The sequence below is a fragment of the Lysinibacillus sp. NPDC094177 genome, assembly GCF_050279145.1.
Taxonomy (GTDB): Bacteria; Bacillota; Bacilli; order Bacillales_A; family Planococcaceae; genus Lysinibacillus.
Genome location: NZ_JBNNTW010000004.1, coordinates 1 through 14,881 on the forward strand (window position 1 = coordinate 1; position 14,881 = coordinate 14,881).

A 14,881-nucleotide genomic window follows, 5' to 3' on the forward strand; every position below is an offset into this window, starting at 1 on the left:
CGAACGTTTACCTGAGCACCACCAGTTACTCATGCATTCCGATCAAGGCTGGCATTATCAAATGAATAAATATCGTCGCGCCTTAGAATCAAGAGGGATTGTTCAAAGTATGTCTCGTAAAGGAAACTGTTACGACAACTCTGTCATGGAGAATTTCTTTGGAATTATGAAATCTGAATTCCTTTACATGAGGGAATTTGAAAGTGTAGAGCATTTTAAAATAGAATTAGAAAAATATATCAATTACTATAATACGAAACGGATTAAGGCAAAATTAAAAACGAGTCCGGTGCAATACCGAACTCGTTTTACCCAAGCTGCCTAATGAAATAACCGTGTCTAACTTTTAGGGGTCACTTCATTTTTTTGGGACGTTTTCTTTTTTGGACGTTACGTTGTCGCATTGTGTTGGTCTCCCTGATTTAGAAGAATAACACCACCAATGATTAATACAATGCCTAAGGCTGAGTAAAGATTAAGAATATCTCCCCATACAACGATTCCGACAACCACTGTTAATGCTGTACCTATACCAGACCAAATGGCATATGCAAGGCTTAATGGTAGCGTTTTTAAGCATAGGGACAATGAATAAAATGAAATGCCATATCCCAATACGACAGCTATAGATGGACCTAGAATTGTAAATACTTCTGAAAACTTAAGCATCGTTGTTGCAAATACTTCACTGACAATGGATAACGCTAAAAATAGATAACCCTTCACTTTCATACTCCTCCTTAATGTCCACTACCAGTAAGATTTAGAATAACCACACCGACAATAATCAATAGAATGCCCATAATTTTTTTTAGATTGAATAATTCCTTATAAAAGACTACACCGATTATTGCCGTTAGCGCCGTTCCTACCCCTGCCCATATCGCATACGCAGTACCAATTGCTAAAGATTGTAATGTTAGAGAAAAGAAATAAAAAGCTATTCCATATCCAACCACTACGCCAATTGACGGGAATAATCGTTTAAAACCATTTGTTAGTTTAAGCATCGAGCTTGCAAAAACTTCTGAGATTATTGAAATGAATAAAAAACCAAAAGCACTCATGTATGTTAGTCCTTCCTTGTCATGTACATTAATTGTACAAAGACACCTTTTGTTGCTTCATCAGAAATCGGTGCTATATTTAATAACTGTGAATAATACAATCCATCAATCGTTAACCGAATCAGATGAACAATGGATTGCTCCAAGCCATCTTGGAACAACTCGTCAAGTAAACATTCATAAACTGTTGAGATGGCTGAATTGTCATTTTGCATAATTTGAATCGCACTATTTAAAGCTGCCCCACTCGCAAGATCTTTTTGAGAAGCTAAAATAAATGCTCTCGTTAATCTCCCTGTCCCTTGCTCAAGGCTTGCGAAATGTTCATAGGATTGTATAACCTCATTCATAATCGTTTCAGCGATTGCTGTTTGAAGGGTATCCTTCGTCTTAAAATGATAAAGTAAACCACCTTTGCTAATGTTCGCACTACTAGCAATTTTTTCTAAAGTTAAAGTACTTAAATCATTGTCCTTTAAATATTGAATTGCCGTTTGGATAATATGTGAACGTTTTAAATCTGCTTTTGATGACATACAATCGCCCCTTTCCAAAAGTAAAAAAAACCGTCTGGACGGTCTTTTTTATTTTAAAGCTATTATTTCACATCGTCAATTACATTGTTAAAACGTTTCGAAACACGAATAGCATTTTCTTTTCGATCATTATTTTGTAATTTTTTCTTTTGTCGCCAAGCAAAAGCCCTCTCAAATTGTGAGAGGGCTCATACTATTTTTATTTCGGTAATGTAAACGTTTCTTTTTTACCTTTAGAAGTATCCTCTGCTCCTTTATTTCGGATAGGACCTAATTCAATTTCAAAGGCTTTATCTTTCCAGATTTTTTCATATTGCTCTTGATCTAATACGAATACTTGCAATAGCTCGCCAGTTTCGCCAGCTTTAATAACGTCATTATACTTGTAATTCAATAGCATACCTTCGCTTAATGAATATTGCGCGCCATTGTTAACTGATAATTTCGAAGACATAGATGATAAGCCGATTTCACTTGTTGCTTTATTTTCTAGCTTAAATTTCACTGTTAATAAAGTGACACCATTCGAGAAATTAGAGAAACGTGGAGCTTCCACCTCATTAGGTGTAAATTGTGTAAACTGATACCCTTCTAGAATAGCATTTACATCCCCTATTTTCTTACTTTCATTAATGTCGCTTTTTTCCTTCAACATCTTCTTTTCGCCCATATTGTCCATTGTTGCTTTATCTTGATAAAATGACGAATTACTTGCTACTTTTTTCGAGCCATCCGCATTTATAGCAAGATTAAATCTTCCATCTGAACCAATCGTAGAGCCGTAATTTTCCTTTTCAGTAATCGGTTTTGGAACTTCTACTGTTACTGTTCCCAATTTATTGATTTTTGCTAAATCTGTTTCACCGAATGGATAAGCGATATACCCAGTTATCTCTTCACCTGCTTTTAGCAAATACTCAGTCTTGTAGCCTAATTTTGTTGGCAATTGGCTTTCTTCAGGAATTAAATCCTTATAATTCGAGTAATCTTTATTTGCACCCGTAAATGTAACATATAGACTAGGCATGTAATAAACATCTTTATCCATGTCATTCTTCACAGTATATTTAGCTAAAATAACCCCACCATCAGTTTGATCACCAAATGGAATATTAAAATCTGTGTGGAAATCCTTTAATTCTACTACTGAATATGCATCAAGCGAAATTGAAACATTCTCCATTTTATGTACTTGTGGTTCATTGTTTTCAAAAAGAACTTTAGTTTTCCCTTGAGTTTCCTTTTCCATATAAGAAATTAAAGGAGCAAAGTCAGCTGATTCTTTACTTGATTCTTGTTCTTTTTGAGATTCTTCCTTTTGGACTTTATCTTTATCTTGTCCTTTTTCCTCTTGTGTTTTCTTTGGTTCATCGTCTTTTTTTGTTTCGTCCGCGCTTTTTCCACAGCCACTAAGAATAATTGATGTTGATAAAATTAGCGAAGACATTAAAAATAAACTCTTTTTCATTTCATCCTCCAAGATGTGTTTTTAAAATTTTTTAGGCCCAACTGTCAAAACGAATTATAAAAGCTATTTTTTGAGCTGATACCCATTTTAATCCACTTTTATCACCAAAACAACTTGAATTGGAAGAAATTGTACTAACGAAGTAATGAGCATCCAAATATTGTTTATTGAATAATTCTATCCTATTTTTCATTTTCTATAATTTACCATATTTAATCTATTTCGAGATATTTCCATTGAATAATAATTATTTATGTACTAAAAAAACTTTATTTCTCTAAATTGCCAGAGAATAAGTACAATCTACCTATGAATATAGTTGCATGTGAAATATGTGTTTTTTCCTTAGCTTAATTACGGCTGCCGCTTCGCTGTTCACCATTAGATCTTTTTCAAACTCCGTGATAAAAACTAATAAAAAAAGCTAGATAAAAGATCAAAAACATCTCTTTCTAGCTTCTTGTATCACATGATTTTCGTCTTACAGCAGTCCAGCCTTTATTAAATATTCGCGCGCCACCTCTTCTATATTTTTTCCCTCTACATTTACTTGATAATTCATTTCACGCATCTCATCATCTGTTATTTGATTTGCCAACTTATTTAAAGCTGTTTCAATCTCAGGATACTTGTCTAGCGTCTCTTTCCTTAGTAAAGGAGCTCCTTGATAAGGCGGGAATAGTTGCTGATCATCTGCTAATACGTGCAAATTATACTGACGTATTTCACTATCCGTTGAATAAGCATCTAATAAATCTATATTTCCTGATTCGATCGCCTGATATCTAAGCTTTGGCTCCATTGTTGTTATGTTTGAAAGTGTAATACCGTAACGCTTTTGAATGCCTAAATAACCATCTTCTCGATCATTAAATTCCAATGTGAATCCAGCTTTTATCGTTTCTTGAATAGGCTTAATGTCAGAAATTGTTTGCAGATGATAGGTATCCGCTATTTGCTTTGATACCGCTAAGGCATACGTATTGTTATATTTCATCGGACTAAGCATTACCATGCCAAATTTATTCATCATTCCATCTTTCGCCTGGTTATAAACATCTTCCTGCTTATTATTGATGGCTTCCTCTTTTAAAAACTCTGAAATTGCCGTTCCAGTAAATTCTGGATAAATATCGATGCTACCAGACTTAAGTGCATTAAATACAAAGGAAGTCTTTCCAAGCCCAGGTTTTAATTGCACCTTTAAGTCTGTTTCATTTTCAATAAGCAATTTATACATATTTATTAGAATCTCTGGTTCAGAGCCTAGCTTCCCTGCAATGACAATTTCTTCTTTTTCTTTGAAGTTTAGTAGCGGTAAGATAATCATTAATAATGCCACAACACTAATAATGCTCAATGCTGTAATTGTTTTTTTAAACGAAAGCAATTCTAGCCTTTTTAGTAAAAAGTCGAACACTAATGCTAAAATCGCAGCAGGAACAGCCCCTAAAATAATAAGTGCAGTATTATTTCGGTCAATTCCGAGCAAAATGATATCCCCTAATCCCCCAGCTCCGATTAATGCTGCTAAAGTTGCCGTTCCAACGATTAATACCATAGCGGTTCTAATCCCTGCCATGATAACAGGCATAGCAAGAGGCAATTCTACTTTCACTAATCGTTTTCGAGTATTCATTCCCATCGCCATCGCTGCTTCTTTTAGAGACGGATCTACCTCGTTTATCCCAGTAAATGTATTACGTAAAATCGGAAGAAGTGCGTAAACAACTAAAGCAATAATTGCAGGTACTTTTCCGATGCCGAACAATGGAATCAATAATCCTAATAACGCTAATGAAGGAATCGTTTGTAAAACAGCACTAATACCAATAATACTTTCTGCTATTTTCTTTTTATTCGTTAAATAGATTCCTAGAGGAATAGCAATCACCACTGCAAAAAATAGTGCAATGAAGGAAATTTGAATATGCTCTACTAAAGACGCTAATAGTTGGCCTTTTCGTTCGCTAAACACATCAAGAAAATTAGCCATTTAAATTACCTCTTTCTAAGGAATCATGCGCTAAATACTGAAGCATAGATGCTCTTGTGACAACGCCTATTATTTCCCCATTATCTTCCACACCTAAACATTCATAATGAGCTAATTTTTGTAGAATGGTATGTAAAGAATCTCTGGAAGAAATGATGTACTCTCGATTTCTTTGGTCATCTTCGCCTGCAATTGGTTCCATTACATCTTGGATATTGAAAGTGTTCACCCCATACTCTTTTACCCCAATAAATTCTCGAACAAAATCATTAACAGGATTTTGTATGATTTCTTGAGGTGTACCAATCTGCACAATCTCTCCATCTTTCATTACACATATTCGATCACCCAATTTTAAAGCCTCTTGCATATCATGCGAAACAAAGACAATTGTTTTTTGTATCTTTTGCTGAAGCTCTAGAAGATCATCTTGTAATTTTGTGCGGCTAATCGGATCTAAAGCACTAAAAGGCTCATCCATTAAAATGATTTCAGGATCAGCTGCTAATGCACGAACAACACCAACTCTTTGTTGCTCACCACCAGAAAGCTCTTTTGGCTTGCGCTGACTATATTTATCGGGTTCAAGTCCAACCATTTCTAGTAACTCACGAACCCGTTGCTGGATTTGCGGTTTACTCCATTTCTTCAATTCAGGCACAACAGCTATATTTTCTTCAATCGTCATATGGGGAAAAAGCGCGATTTGTTGAAGAACATAGCCGATATTCCATCGCAATTCATGTATGTTGTAATCACTAATTCTTTTACCGTTAATTCGGATTGTTCCTTCTGTTAAATGAATTAATCGATTAATCATCTTTAATAATGTTGTTTTTCCACAGCCACTAGGTCCAATAAGAACAAAAAATTCCCCCTTGTTGATTTCTAAATTAATAGCTTTCACCGCGACTTGGTCATTTACATATTTCTTTGTGACATTTTCAAATGCTATCATTGTATAAGCTCCTTTTAATATTGCTTTTACGTAAACTCACTACATCTTAGCAAAACGAAGGGTTGATTTCCGTTCCGGCTGGGCGCTTTTATCGCTGCCGCTTCGCTTTCGCGCAGAGCAAAGCTTCCTGAGGGCGTCCGCCTACACAATGTAGGTCACCATGGCGTTATCACAGGACGTGATGGTTTTAGACTTCGTTCCCCTATTGCTGATCCCCAAGGAGTCGCCCAGCCTCCACTCCAATCAACTAATCCACTTTGCTCGGCTCCCTTGATCTTTCGAGAACACACATTGTCTAGTCTATTTACTAAATGTTTTAAATAGAAATAAACTACTATTTTAATCCTCTTCATTTCATATACGTTAAGCATAGTAGGTCTAGAACTAACACTTTTTTAAGATACACCGAGTTCCTATATATATTTCACTATCTAAAATGATTTCAAACTTATTTTTTGTTTCATATCAAAACGTTGGTCCTCTTGACGCTCTACTCTATTTGTCTCATAATTTTCATAGTAAATCGTATACTGTTTTTGAGTACGACTAACTACTATTCATTAAAGATATCCTATCAAAATGAATAGCTTCATAAATGTTAATAATACCATTTTTGTTTTTTTGAGTAACTAATGCAGCTATCTTTTTATGTCCTTTCATTTCTAAAAGGTACTGGAAATTAAGGAACTAAATGAAGGGTTTTTTCGTTCTATAAATGATGTACTCTATAAAAGAAAACTGACTTTATTTCTATTAATAACTCTGTAATAATTAGAAATATATGAACTTCGTTATTGAAATGAAAGGAGGGAGATGTTGTAAACTACCAACATCAATGAACAATGAAATACTTAATTAATTTTTTCAAAGGACTTATGATTACTGTTATTGTTATCTGTATTTCGTTTTTTATGGTGACACAGTTTTTCAATACTCATGAAACTGCAGAGCCTGTAGTTGTCGATGATAGCCCTAGTGTAGAAGAGTTTATTGGCTCTATTGCTGAAATTGCACGAAAAAAAGGTGCCGAAAATGACTTGTATGCATCGATTATCATTGCACAAGCCGTTTTAGAGAGTGAGCATGGACAAAGTGGCCTTGGATCTGCTCCAAATAACAATTTATTTGGTATGAAAGGTAGTTATCAAAATAACTCCGTCACATTGGAAACATCTGAGGATGATGGTTCAGGTAATATGACAAGGGTAATGGCTGAATTTCGCAAATATCCTTCCTATGAGGCTTCCATACAAGATTATGTTAAATTAATGCGTAATGGGGTTTCTTGGAACAAAAATTTCTATGCAGGAGTTTTCAAAAGTAACGCGAAGACCTATGAAGATGCTACAAAGTTTTTAACGGGCTCCTATGCAACAGATTCGAAATACAATGAAAAACTTAATGCACTGATAGCAAAGTATGACTTACAACAGTATGACAGCCCTGTCAAAGATAAAAAAACAATTACCGTAGCTGATGGTGACTCTCTTATGCATATTGCAGAGGCACATAATGTTAAAGTTACGTCCATTAAACAATGGAATCAGCTTCGATCTGATAGAATTGAAGCCGGTCAGCAATTAAATATTTATAAATATTAATGTAAAAAAATCTCCATGTGTAATCTTTGACATGGAGATTTTTTTCATTTAAAGAATCTATTATTATTAACTTATTAATTTGTAAATCACTGTTTCTATGTCAAAAACACGCTTGTTTAAAGCGTAGGTTCTATCTTCTACATGCTGAACAATTTTTTCAGTAAACTCACCTAAATGTTCGACAATATTTTTCTGAAGTTCAGCTTGTCCAATTTTAAGTTCATGCACGTCATTTTCAATTTTATCTAAACGCTGGTCAATCACGTCAAAACGGATGTTAATTCCAACTAATTGATGATCAATATTCTCAAATCGTTGGTCCATTCCATCTAGTCGTTGGTCAATTCTGTCAAATCTTTGATCAATAATCTCAAATCGTTGGTTCATTCCGTCTAGTCGTTGGTCCATTCCATCAAATCTTTGATCAATATTCTCAAATCGTTGGTCCATTCCATCTAGTCGTTGGTCAATTCTGTCAAATCTTTGATCAAGAGTCTCAACACGTTGGTCCATTCCATCCAGTCGTTGGTCAATTCTGTCAAATCTTTGATCAATAGTCTCAAAACGTTGGTCCATTCCTTCTAGTCTCTTATGAACTGATGTCAATTCTTCTTTTAAAACGGAACGTAACATCGCTTTTAACTCTAGATTCAATTCATATCCTCCAATCCCTTTAATTTTGATTTCATTATAGCATAATGGAAATAGGTTAACTCTATCAATAATTTCCCGATTTATCACAAAAATTGAAAAAGAGAAGCAAAGTTAAGCTTCTCTATACTTTCTATTTATATAAACTGCCCACAGCGGTAATAGATGTAGCCAAATCTTCTCGATATTGCTGATGCTGGTCGTCCAGACTATTAATATTAACCTCATTCCCGCCAAGCGAAGAGTGTACATAAAGGTTATCCCCTATATATAATGCAATATGTCCTGGGAAGTATAATAAGTCTCCCTTTTGTATGTGCTTTAGAGATATTTCCTTGATAGGAAAACCTTCAACAATTCTGGCATCACGATAAATATATACCCCGTTAAGCATATATGCCATTGAACATAGACCTGAGCAATCAATACCTAGCGGCGATTTTCCTCCCCAGCGATAGGGTGTTGCTAAATAACTTAGCGCTGTTTGGACAACATTTTCTCGTAATTGTTGCTCAGATAAGTTGTTTACTGTAATTTTTTCTTGTAGCCATTGCCTACGCACATAGCCGATTTCACCTGACATTAATTGCACCGCCGCCCATTCAGGATCTAGCTCATCAATAGCAATCGAACAGATGATCGATCCTTTAACGAGCGTCATCATTTTCGTACTCTGAATTCGAGGCTTCTGTAAAACATCGGCGAAGCTTTGGTTAATAAAATGGTTTGCCTTTTGTAGCCAAGTGTCCGTTTTTGCTTTACTCTCTAGTAAGTTATCTTTCTGACAATAACCTTCATAGCGATAAGCAGTTTGTATACGTACCCAGCTTTCATCTATCTCTTCCACGATTTGAACCGTCATACCGTACAGTACCTCATCCACTAATTCTGAGGTTTCATCTGGCTTTGCGTGTAAATTCGCAATCATTGACGTCACAATGGCATTCATTCTATCATCTCCTTCCGCTTCACCAAATAATCATAAACAACTTTGGAAATTCGACCAATTAGCTGCCTTGCATGATCATTATTTGTAACCTCAGTAACGAAAACGCCAATAAGATAATCCCCAGAGCTGTTGTAAACTATCCCAACATCATGATCTACCGTATCAAGACCACCTGTTTTATGAGCAAGCTTCACATCATCTACTAAATAACGTTTTAGTGATTCGTGCACACGTTGACGACTTAAAATATCTATCGTTAGATCACTAAATGCTAATGATAACAAATCCCTGCGATAAATTCGTGAAAATAGCAGTGCCATATCACGTGCTGAAGTAGTATTATCAAAGCCTTTTGCAAGCCTCTCAAAATCCATCATCTTTCGTTGAATCGTTGTTTGTAGTAGCCCAATTTGACGAAAATATTGATTGAGTGCATCCATCCCTAGAAAATCGATTAGTAGATTTGTTGCTGTATTATCACTTGTAATAATCATCCATACTAAAAGCTCATAGATGGTACTTTGCTCTAGGCGCTGCTCACTAATAACACTAAAATCAACCCATTCTTCTGGTGCTATCTTGATCTCTTGCTCTAAAGATTGGTTGTTGTTTTCTAAATAGTTCAGAACAGCAAGCAATATAGGCACCTTAATTAAGCTAGCACTAGAAAACGTGTCTTCTAGCTTTTCACTAATGAAAAATTGCTCAGTCTTACAATCTTTCACATACATATGCACATTATAGGGAGCTTTTTGAAGAATCTGTGAGATTGTTTGCCTCATATTTCACCTACTCTATAACTTTTATCATCTGATTCTCCGTGTCCATTGTTATAGTTCTACCTAGTGGCAGTGACATCGTTGGTAAGATGTGACCGCAAGCTATGTCCTTTATGATAGGTTTATTGAGTGGACCTAAAATCTCTTGAAAAATTGTTTGTAGTGATAGGCTATGCTCTGGATGTTTTGGATTTTCAGGACCACAATTTGTCCAAGCTCCTAAAAGGATACCTGCCGCTTCATCTAGTTTGCCTGCCAATTTTAGTTGCGTAAGCATGCGATCAACACGTTGCTCACTTTCGTCTATATCCTCTAAAAATAATATTTTGCCCTTTGTATCAATTTCATAAGGTGTCCCAAGAGATGCTGTAACTAGTGTTAAGTTCCCACCAATAAGCTGCCCTGTTGCTTTTCCATCAGCAAGCGTTGACATTGTACGTCCATGTGGATTTTCAAGGTAGTAGTCCGAACGTTCTGTTGCCGTCACACTTTCAATAAAGGAATTCCATGTATATTGATCCATCTCCGGCCGAATAAATTCTGTAGAGGGCATTGGTGTATGATACGTGACAAAGCCACATTTTTGGTTAAAAGCAATATGTAATGCCGTCACGTCGCTATAGCCAGCAAATACTTTTGGGTTTGCTTTTATCATTTCGAAATCCAGAAGCGGCAATATTTTCGTTGCTCCATAACCTCCACGTATGCAGAAAATTGCGTCAATATTAGTGTCCCTAAACATTTGATTAACATCAGAGGCTCTTAGTTCATCAGAGCCTGCTAAGTAGCCATGCCTTGCCCTACATGTTTCCCCAGCAACAACCTTAAAACCTAGATTTTCAATACTTTTAACTGCGGGGAGAAATTTTTCAGGCGGAGTTGCACCGGAAGCACTTATAAGACCAATTGTGTCACCTTTTTTCAATGCCTTTGGACGAATCATTTATTTACCTCCATTTTTAGTGAAGTTCGGTACCTTTCCAATTCCTCTTCATTGGCCAAGACAAAATGACCTTCCTCTATTTCGAAAAATGATGGTGGCTGTATGTCATAGTTGTGCTGTGAAGAATCATAGATTTCTACGACTTTGTCACGCTCCTTATAAGGATTTGGCTCAGGTACTGCCGACAATAAAGCCCTTGTATATGGATGAACGGGATTAGCAAACAGCTTTTCTGTCTCTGCTAGTTCAACAATTTTACCTTTATAAATAACAGCAGTTCGATCAGTAATAAATCGGACTACAGATAAGTCATGAGCAATGAATAAATAAGTTAAATCATTTTGCTGCTGTAGGTTCGCTAGTAAATTTAATACTTGTGCACGAATGGATACGTCTAATGCTGAAATCGGTTCATCCGCAATAATAAACTCTGGCTCCATTACTAATGCACGTGCAATGCCGATACGCTGACGCTGCCCTCCTGAAAATTCATGCGGAAAACGACTAGAAAACTCAGGTAATAATCCTACATTTAATAATGCATCGCGTACCTTCTGTTGGCGATCAGCCTCATTTTTAAAGTTTCTTGTATTAATAAGTCCCTCTGAAATAATATAGTCTACCTTTGCACGTTCATTTAACGATGCCATAGGATCTTGAAAAATCATTTGGATTTTCTGTGTAATTTCTCGATCCCACTCTTTCGATATTTTGCCATTTAGTTTCTTTCCGTGATACAGTAATTGCCCTTCTGTAACTTCATTGATACGCATAATTGCTCGGCCTATTGTTGTTTTTCCAGAACCTGATTCACCTACTAAACCAAATGTTTCACCTTTAAAAATATCGAAGCTGACATCATCAATAGCTATAAATTTTTTTTTGCCTTTCCCAAAAACAACCTTTAAATTTTTCACTTCAACTAACACTTCTTTATGACTCATGCGCGTATCGTCTCCCTTCTGCGAAAAAAGCTTGTAGCGCTTCAGGAGGCTCTACTTTCGGCGCAAGTGGATCTAATAGCCATGTACGAGCATAATGTGTGTCACTCACCTGAAAAAATGGAGGACGCTCGACAAAATCAATCTTTAACGCATATTGATTGCGAGGTGCAAAGGCATCACCTTTTATTTCTTGAAAAAGATTTGGTGGAGTACCCTTAATAGAATATAGCTGCTCCCCTTTTGAGCCAAGTTGCGGTAATGAAGAAATGAGTGCCCATGTATAAGGATGCTTGCCATTAAAGAAAATTTCATGTGTCTTTCCCACCTCGATGACATCACCTGCATACATAACTGCAATACGGTCTGCAACCTTCGCTACAACTCCTAAATCATGCGTTATATAAACAGTTGTAAGTCCATATTTTTGTTGAAGATTTTTTAAAAGCTGCAAAATTTGTGCTTGAATTGTTACGTCTAATGCAGTTGTTGGCTCATCACAAATTAAGATCTTAGGCTTACATGCTAGTGCAATAGCGATCACAATTCGTTGACGCATGCCACCGGAAAATTCGTGAGGATATTGTTTATAGCGCTTTTCCACATCGTGAATGCCAACATCTTTTAACATTTTCAAGGTTTCTTCGTATGCGGCTTTGCCCTTTACATTCTGATGTAAAATAACACATTCCTCAATTTGCTTGCCAATCGTTTTCAGTGGATTTAATGATGTCATTGGATCCTGTGTAACCATGGCCACTTCTTTTCCACGAATGCTAAGCCACTCCCGCTCGGTTCTAAACTGTGCTAAATCCTGATCATTGTAGAGGATCTTCCCCTGATCAATATAGCCATTTTTATCGAGCAAGCCCATGATTGATTTCATTAGAACGGATTTTCCTGAACCAGACTCGCCAACGATTGCAAGACTTTCACCCTTATACAAATCGAGGGAAATATTACGAATAGCCGTTAGCACTCTGCCACGAAGTGTAAATTTAATAACAAGGTTTCGGATGGTTAAAATTGGTAATTCTGTTTGTGTCACTTCTATCATCCCCCTTATACGTGATTTTTCGGATCTGCTGCGTCTGCAAATGAATTTCCTATAATATAAAATGCAATCGTAATGACACTTAATACAATACTTGGAAAAATGAGCTGATATCTTAATTCTGGAGACATCATGAGCACTCGTCCTTCATTGATTAAATTTCCTAAAGACGGCTCACTAATCGGTAGTCCTAATCCGATGTATGTTAAAAATACTTCTGAGCCTATTGCAAAAGGGATAGCTAGACTCATTCGTAACATAATGACTGAAATGAGATAAGGTAAAAGATTTTTTAAAATGATTCGATAATCGGGTGTTCCTAAACATTTTGAGGCTAAGTTATACTCACGATCACGCAAAATCACAATTTGATTGCGTATAAATCTTGCCATTTCTACCCAGCCGGTAATACACATGGCAATAATAATGGTTGAAATGCTTGGTCGCAAAATATAAGACATTAATATAAGTACGATCGTAGTCGGTACGTTATCAACGACATTGTAAAGCTGTGTGATGGGAACCTCTAATTTCCGTGAAAAGCCCCAAAGCGTACCTACTGTAATACCGACGATAGCCTCTACTAAGGCAACCACACAACCAATAAATAACGAGGTTCTTGTCCCTGCCCAAATACGTGACCATAAATCCTGCCCAATGGAATTTGTCCCAAACCAAAATTCAGCGTTTGGTGAAATATTACGTGCTTGGAGACCTGTCTGCTCATCTAAATATATTTCAGTCGGTGATTTTTGCGCTGGTAAATACGGCTGTAAAATCGTAAAAGCTACGATAATAAGCACGCCAACTAATAGAAAGACGGCGATGCGATTTTTCAAAAAGGATTTCCAAGTGGAACGCCAATAGGAATAATTAGAGTATGCTGTTTCCTCAGCCTGACGCTCATCTACTTCTGCAAAATCGAACAATGTTTCACGTGATTTGTTTGAGATATTGTCTATTTCTTCTGAATACATTCCCATTAACGTACACTCTCCCCTTTCCCTAATTTAATCCGTGGATCTACAAGGGCCATTGCAATATCACCTAAAATTAGTCCGATAATTCCAAGTGAAGAGAACACAAGCACTAAGCCTTGTACAATCGTATTATCCTGTCGCTGTATAGCATCTACGAGTAAGCCCCCCATACCAGGAATAGAATATAAGGATTCAATGTAGATGGAACCTGTAATGGTAAAAAGAATAGTCGCTGGTAAATACTGTGCCATCGGAATAAAGGCGTTTCGTAGTACATGTTTAAACATTAATGTACGCTCTTTAACTCCCTTTGCTCTCGCTAGCTTAATATAATCCTTGTTTAGTTCATCCACCATATAGCGCCGCATCCACATGGCATAGGAGGCTGTCGGTGCTAACGCCATTGAAGTCAGTGGTAAAATCCAAGTAATAGGATTATATTCATCAAAAAGCATTGGTAAATGAAAAATGTCTGTAATATACATTTGAATGACTAAATAATAGACGGCGGCTGGCACTGCAACGATAATGACAATATAGCCAGTCCCTAAGCGGTCCAACCAGCGTCCCTTCATCTGGGCCATCAATATGCCGAGCGGAACTCCAATTAAAAGAGATAGCGCAACCGCACCTAAACCAAATAGCAACGAATACATGATCTTATCTGCAATAATCGTGACGACTGGTACATCTGTCCGATATGTAACGGATTTACCTAAATCACCATGAAATAGCTTAGCGTAAAAATTTCCCAACTGTACAAGTAACGGGTCACGTAAACCTAAATTCGTTAAATATACTTCTTGTTGTGCAGGGGACATTTTATTAGCCGCTGCCCCTAAATAACCTTCTTCTGGCATTAAACGTAGTAATGAAAAAACAATCGTAATAATAATAAATAGTGTTAAAACTGATTGTAATAAACGTTTACCTATATACCACAGCATCACTTCATCCT

Annotated in this window: 16 protein-coding genes; 2 read left to right on the forward strand and 14 right to left on the reverse strand. The window is 36.4% G+C overall.

Annotated features, from left to right (window positions below):
- Positions 1–325: IS3 family transposase (locus ACQKNC_RS08065; RefSeq protein ID WP_427424343.1), on the forward strand; the 325-nt coding region annotated here is incomplete at its 5' end.
- Between the two features lie 65 nt (positions 326–390).
- Here the strand turns inward: ACQKNC_RS08065 and ACQKNC_RS08070 are convergent.
- The 6 genes from ACQKNC_RS08070 to ACQKNC_RS08095 form a co-directional block, all read right to left on the reverse strand.
- Positions 391–726, reverse strand: coding sequence for a DMT family transporter (locus ACQKNC_RS08070; protein WP_100544325.1), 336 nt, complete (start codon positions 724–726; stop codon positions 391–393).
- A gap of 14 nt (positions 727–740) precedes the next feature.
- Entirely contained in the window at positions 741–1,067 is a 327-nt protein-coding gene (locus ACQKNC_RS08075; RefSeq protein WP_427424344.1) for a DMT family transporter, read from the reverse strand.
- Between the two features lie 5 nt (positions 1,068–1,072).
- Positions 1,073–1,603, reverse strand: coding sequence for a TetR/AcrR family transcriptional regulator (locus ACQKNC_RS08080; RefSeq protein ID WP_427424345.1), 531 nt, complete (start codon positions 1,601–1,603; stop codon positions 1,073–1,075).
- A gap of 199 nt (positions 1,604–1,802) precedes the next feature.
- Positions 1,803–3,071, reverse strand: a complete 1,269-nt coding sequence (locus ACQKNC_RS08085) for a DUF5068 domain-containing protein (protein ID WP_427424346.1) — start codon at positions 3,069–3,071, stop codon at positions 1,803–1,805.
- Positions 3,072–3,552: 481 nt separating this feature from the next.
- On the reverse strand, positions 3,553–5,067 hold the full coding sequence (opuFB, locus tag ACQKNC_RS08090; RefSeq protein WP_427424347.1) for an osmoprotectant update ABC transporter permease/substrate-binding subunit OpuFB: 1,515 nt from the start codon (positions 5,065–5,067) through the stop codon (positions 3,553–3,555).
- Complete coding sequence (locus ACQKNC_RS08095) at positions 5,060–6,025, reverse strand: ABC transporter ATP-binding protein (protein ID WP_427424348.1); 966 nt, start codon at positions 6,023–6,025, stop codon at positions 5,060–5,062. The genes opuFB and ACQKNC_RS08095 overlap by 8 nt, the downstream gene beginning before the upstream one ends.
- 875 nt (positions 6,026–6,900) lie before the next feature.
- Between ACQKNC_RS08095 and ACQKNC_RS08100 the strand changes: the two genes are divergently transcribed.
- On the forward strand, positions 6,901–7,626 hold the full coding sequence (locus ACQKNC_RS08100) for a glucosaminidase domain-containing protein (protein WP_427424349.1): 726 nt from the start codon (positions 6,901–6,903) through the stop codon (positions 7,624–7,626).
- A gap of 66 nt (positions 7,627–7,692) precedes the next feature.
- Here the strand turns inward: ACQKNC_RS08100 and ACQKNC_RS08105 are convergent, their stop codons facing one another.
- The 8 genes from ACQKNC_RS08105 to ACQKNC_RS08140 form a co-directional block, all read right to left on the reverse strand.
- Positions 7,693–8,280, reverse strand: coding sequence for a hypothetical protein (locus ACQKNC_RS08105; protein WP_427424350.1), 588 nt, complete (start codon positions 8,278–8,280; stop codon positions 7,693–7,695).
- A gap of 130 nt (positions 8,281–8,410) precedes the next feature.
- Positions 8,411–9,226 carry a C40 family peptidase gene (locus ACQKNC_RS08110; protein WP_427424351.1) on the reverse strand — a complete coding sequence of 272 codons (816 nt, stop codon included), beginning with the start codon at positions 9,224–9,226 and terminating at the stop codon, positions 8,411–8,413.
- Positions 9,223–10,008 carry a serine hydrolase gene (locus tag ACQKNC_RS08115; protein ID WP_427424352.1) on the reverse strand — a complete coding sequence of 262 codons (786 nt, stop codon included), beginning with the start codon at positions 10,006–10,008 and terminating at the stop codon, positions 9,223–9,225. Before ACQKNC_RS08115 ends, ACQKNC_RS08110 begins: the two co-directional genes overlap by 4 nt.
- Positions 10,009–10,015: 7 nt before the next feature.
- Complete coding sequence (locus ACQKNC_RS08120; protein WP_427424353.1) at positions 10,016–10,948, reverse strand: S66 peptidase family protein; 933 nt, start codon at positions 10,946–10,948, stop codon at positions 10,016–10,018.
- Complete coding sequence (locus ACQKNC_RS08125) at positions 10,945–11,892, reverse strand: ATP-binding cassette domain-containing protein (protein ID WP_427424354.1); 948 nt, start codon at positions 11,890–11,892, stop codon at positions 10,945–10,947. Before ACQKNC_RS08125 ends, ACQKNC_RS08120 begins: the two co-directional genes overlap by 4 nt.
- Positions 11,882–12,937: an ABC transporter ATP-binding protein gene (locus tag ACQKNC_RS08130; protein WP_427424355.1), complete on the reverse strand. Its 1,056-nt coding sequence runs from the start codon at positions 12,935–12,937 to the stop codon at positions 11,882–11,884. The genes ACQKNC_RS08125 and ACQKNC_RS08130 overlap by 11 nt, the downstream gene beginning before the upstream one ends.
- 14 nt (positions 12,938–12,951) lie before the next feature.
- The gene (locus tag ACQKNC_RS08135; RefSeq protein ID WP_427424356.1) at positions 12,952–13,926 is read right to left on the reverse strand and encodes an ABC transporter permease; all 975 of its coding nucleotides are present in this window, start codon (positions 13,924–13,926) and stop codon (positions 12,952–12,954) included.
- Complete coding sequence (locus ACQKNC_RS08140; RefSeq protein WP_427424357.1) at positions 13,926–14,870, reverse strand: ABC transporter permease; 945 nt, start codon at positions 14,868–14,870, stop codon at positions 13,926–13,928. Before ACQKNC_RS08140 ends, ACQKNC_RS08135 begins: the two co-directional genes overlap by 1 nt.
- Between the last annotated feature and the right edge of the window lie 11 nt (positions 14,871–14,881).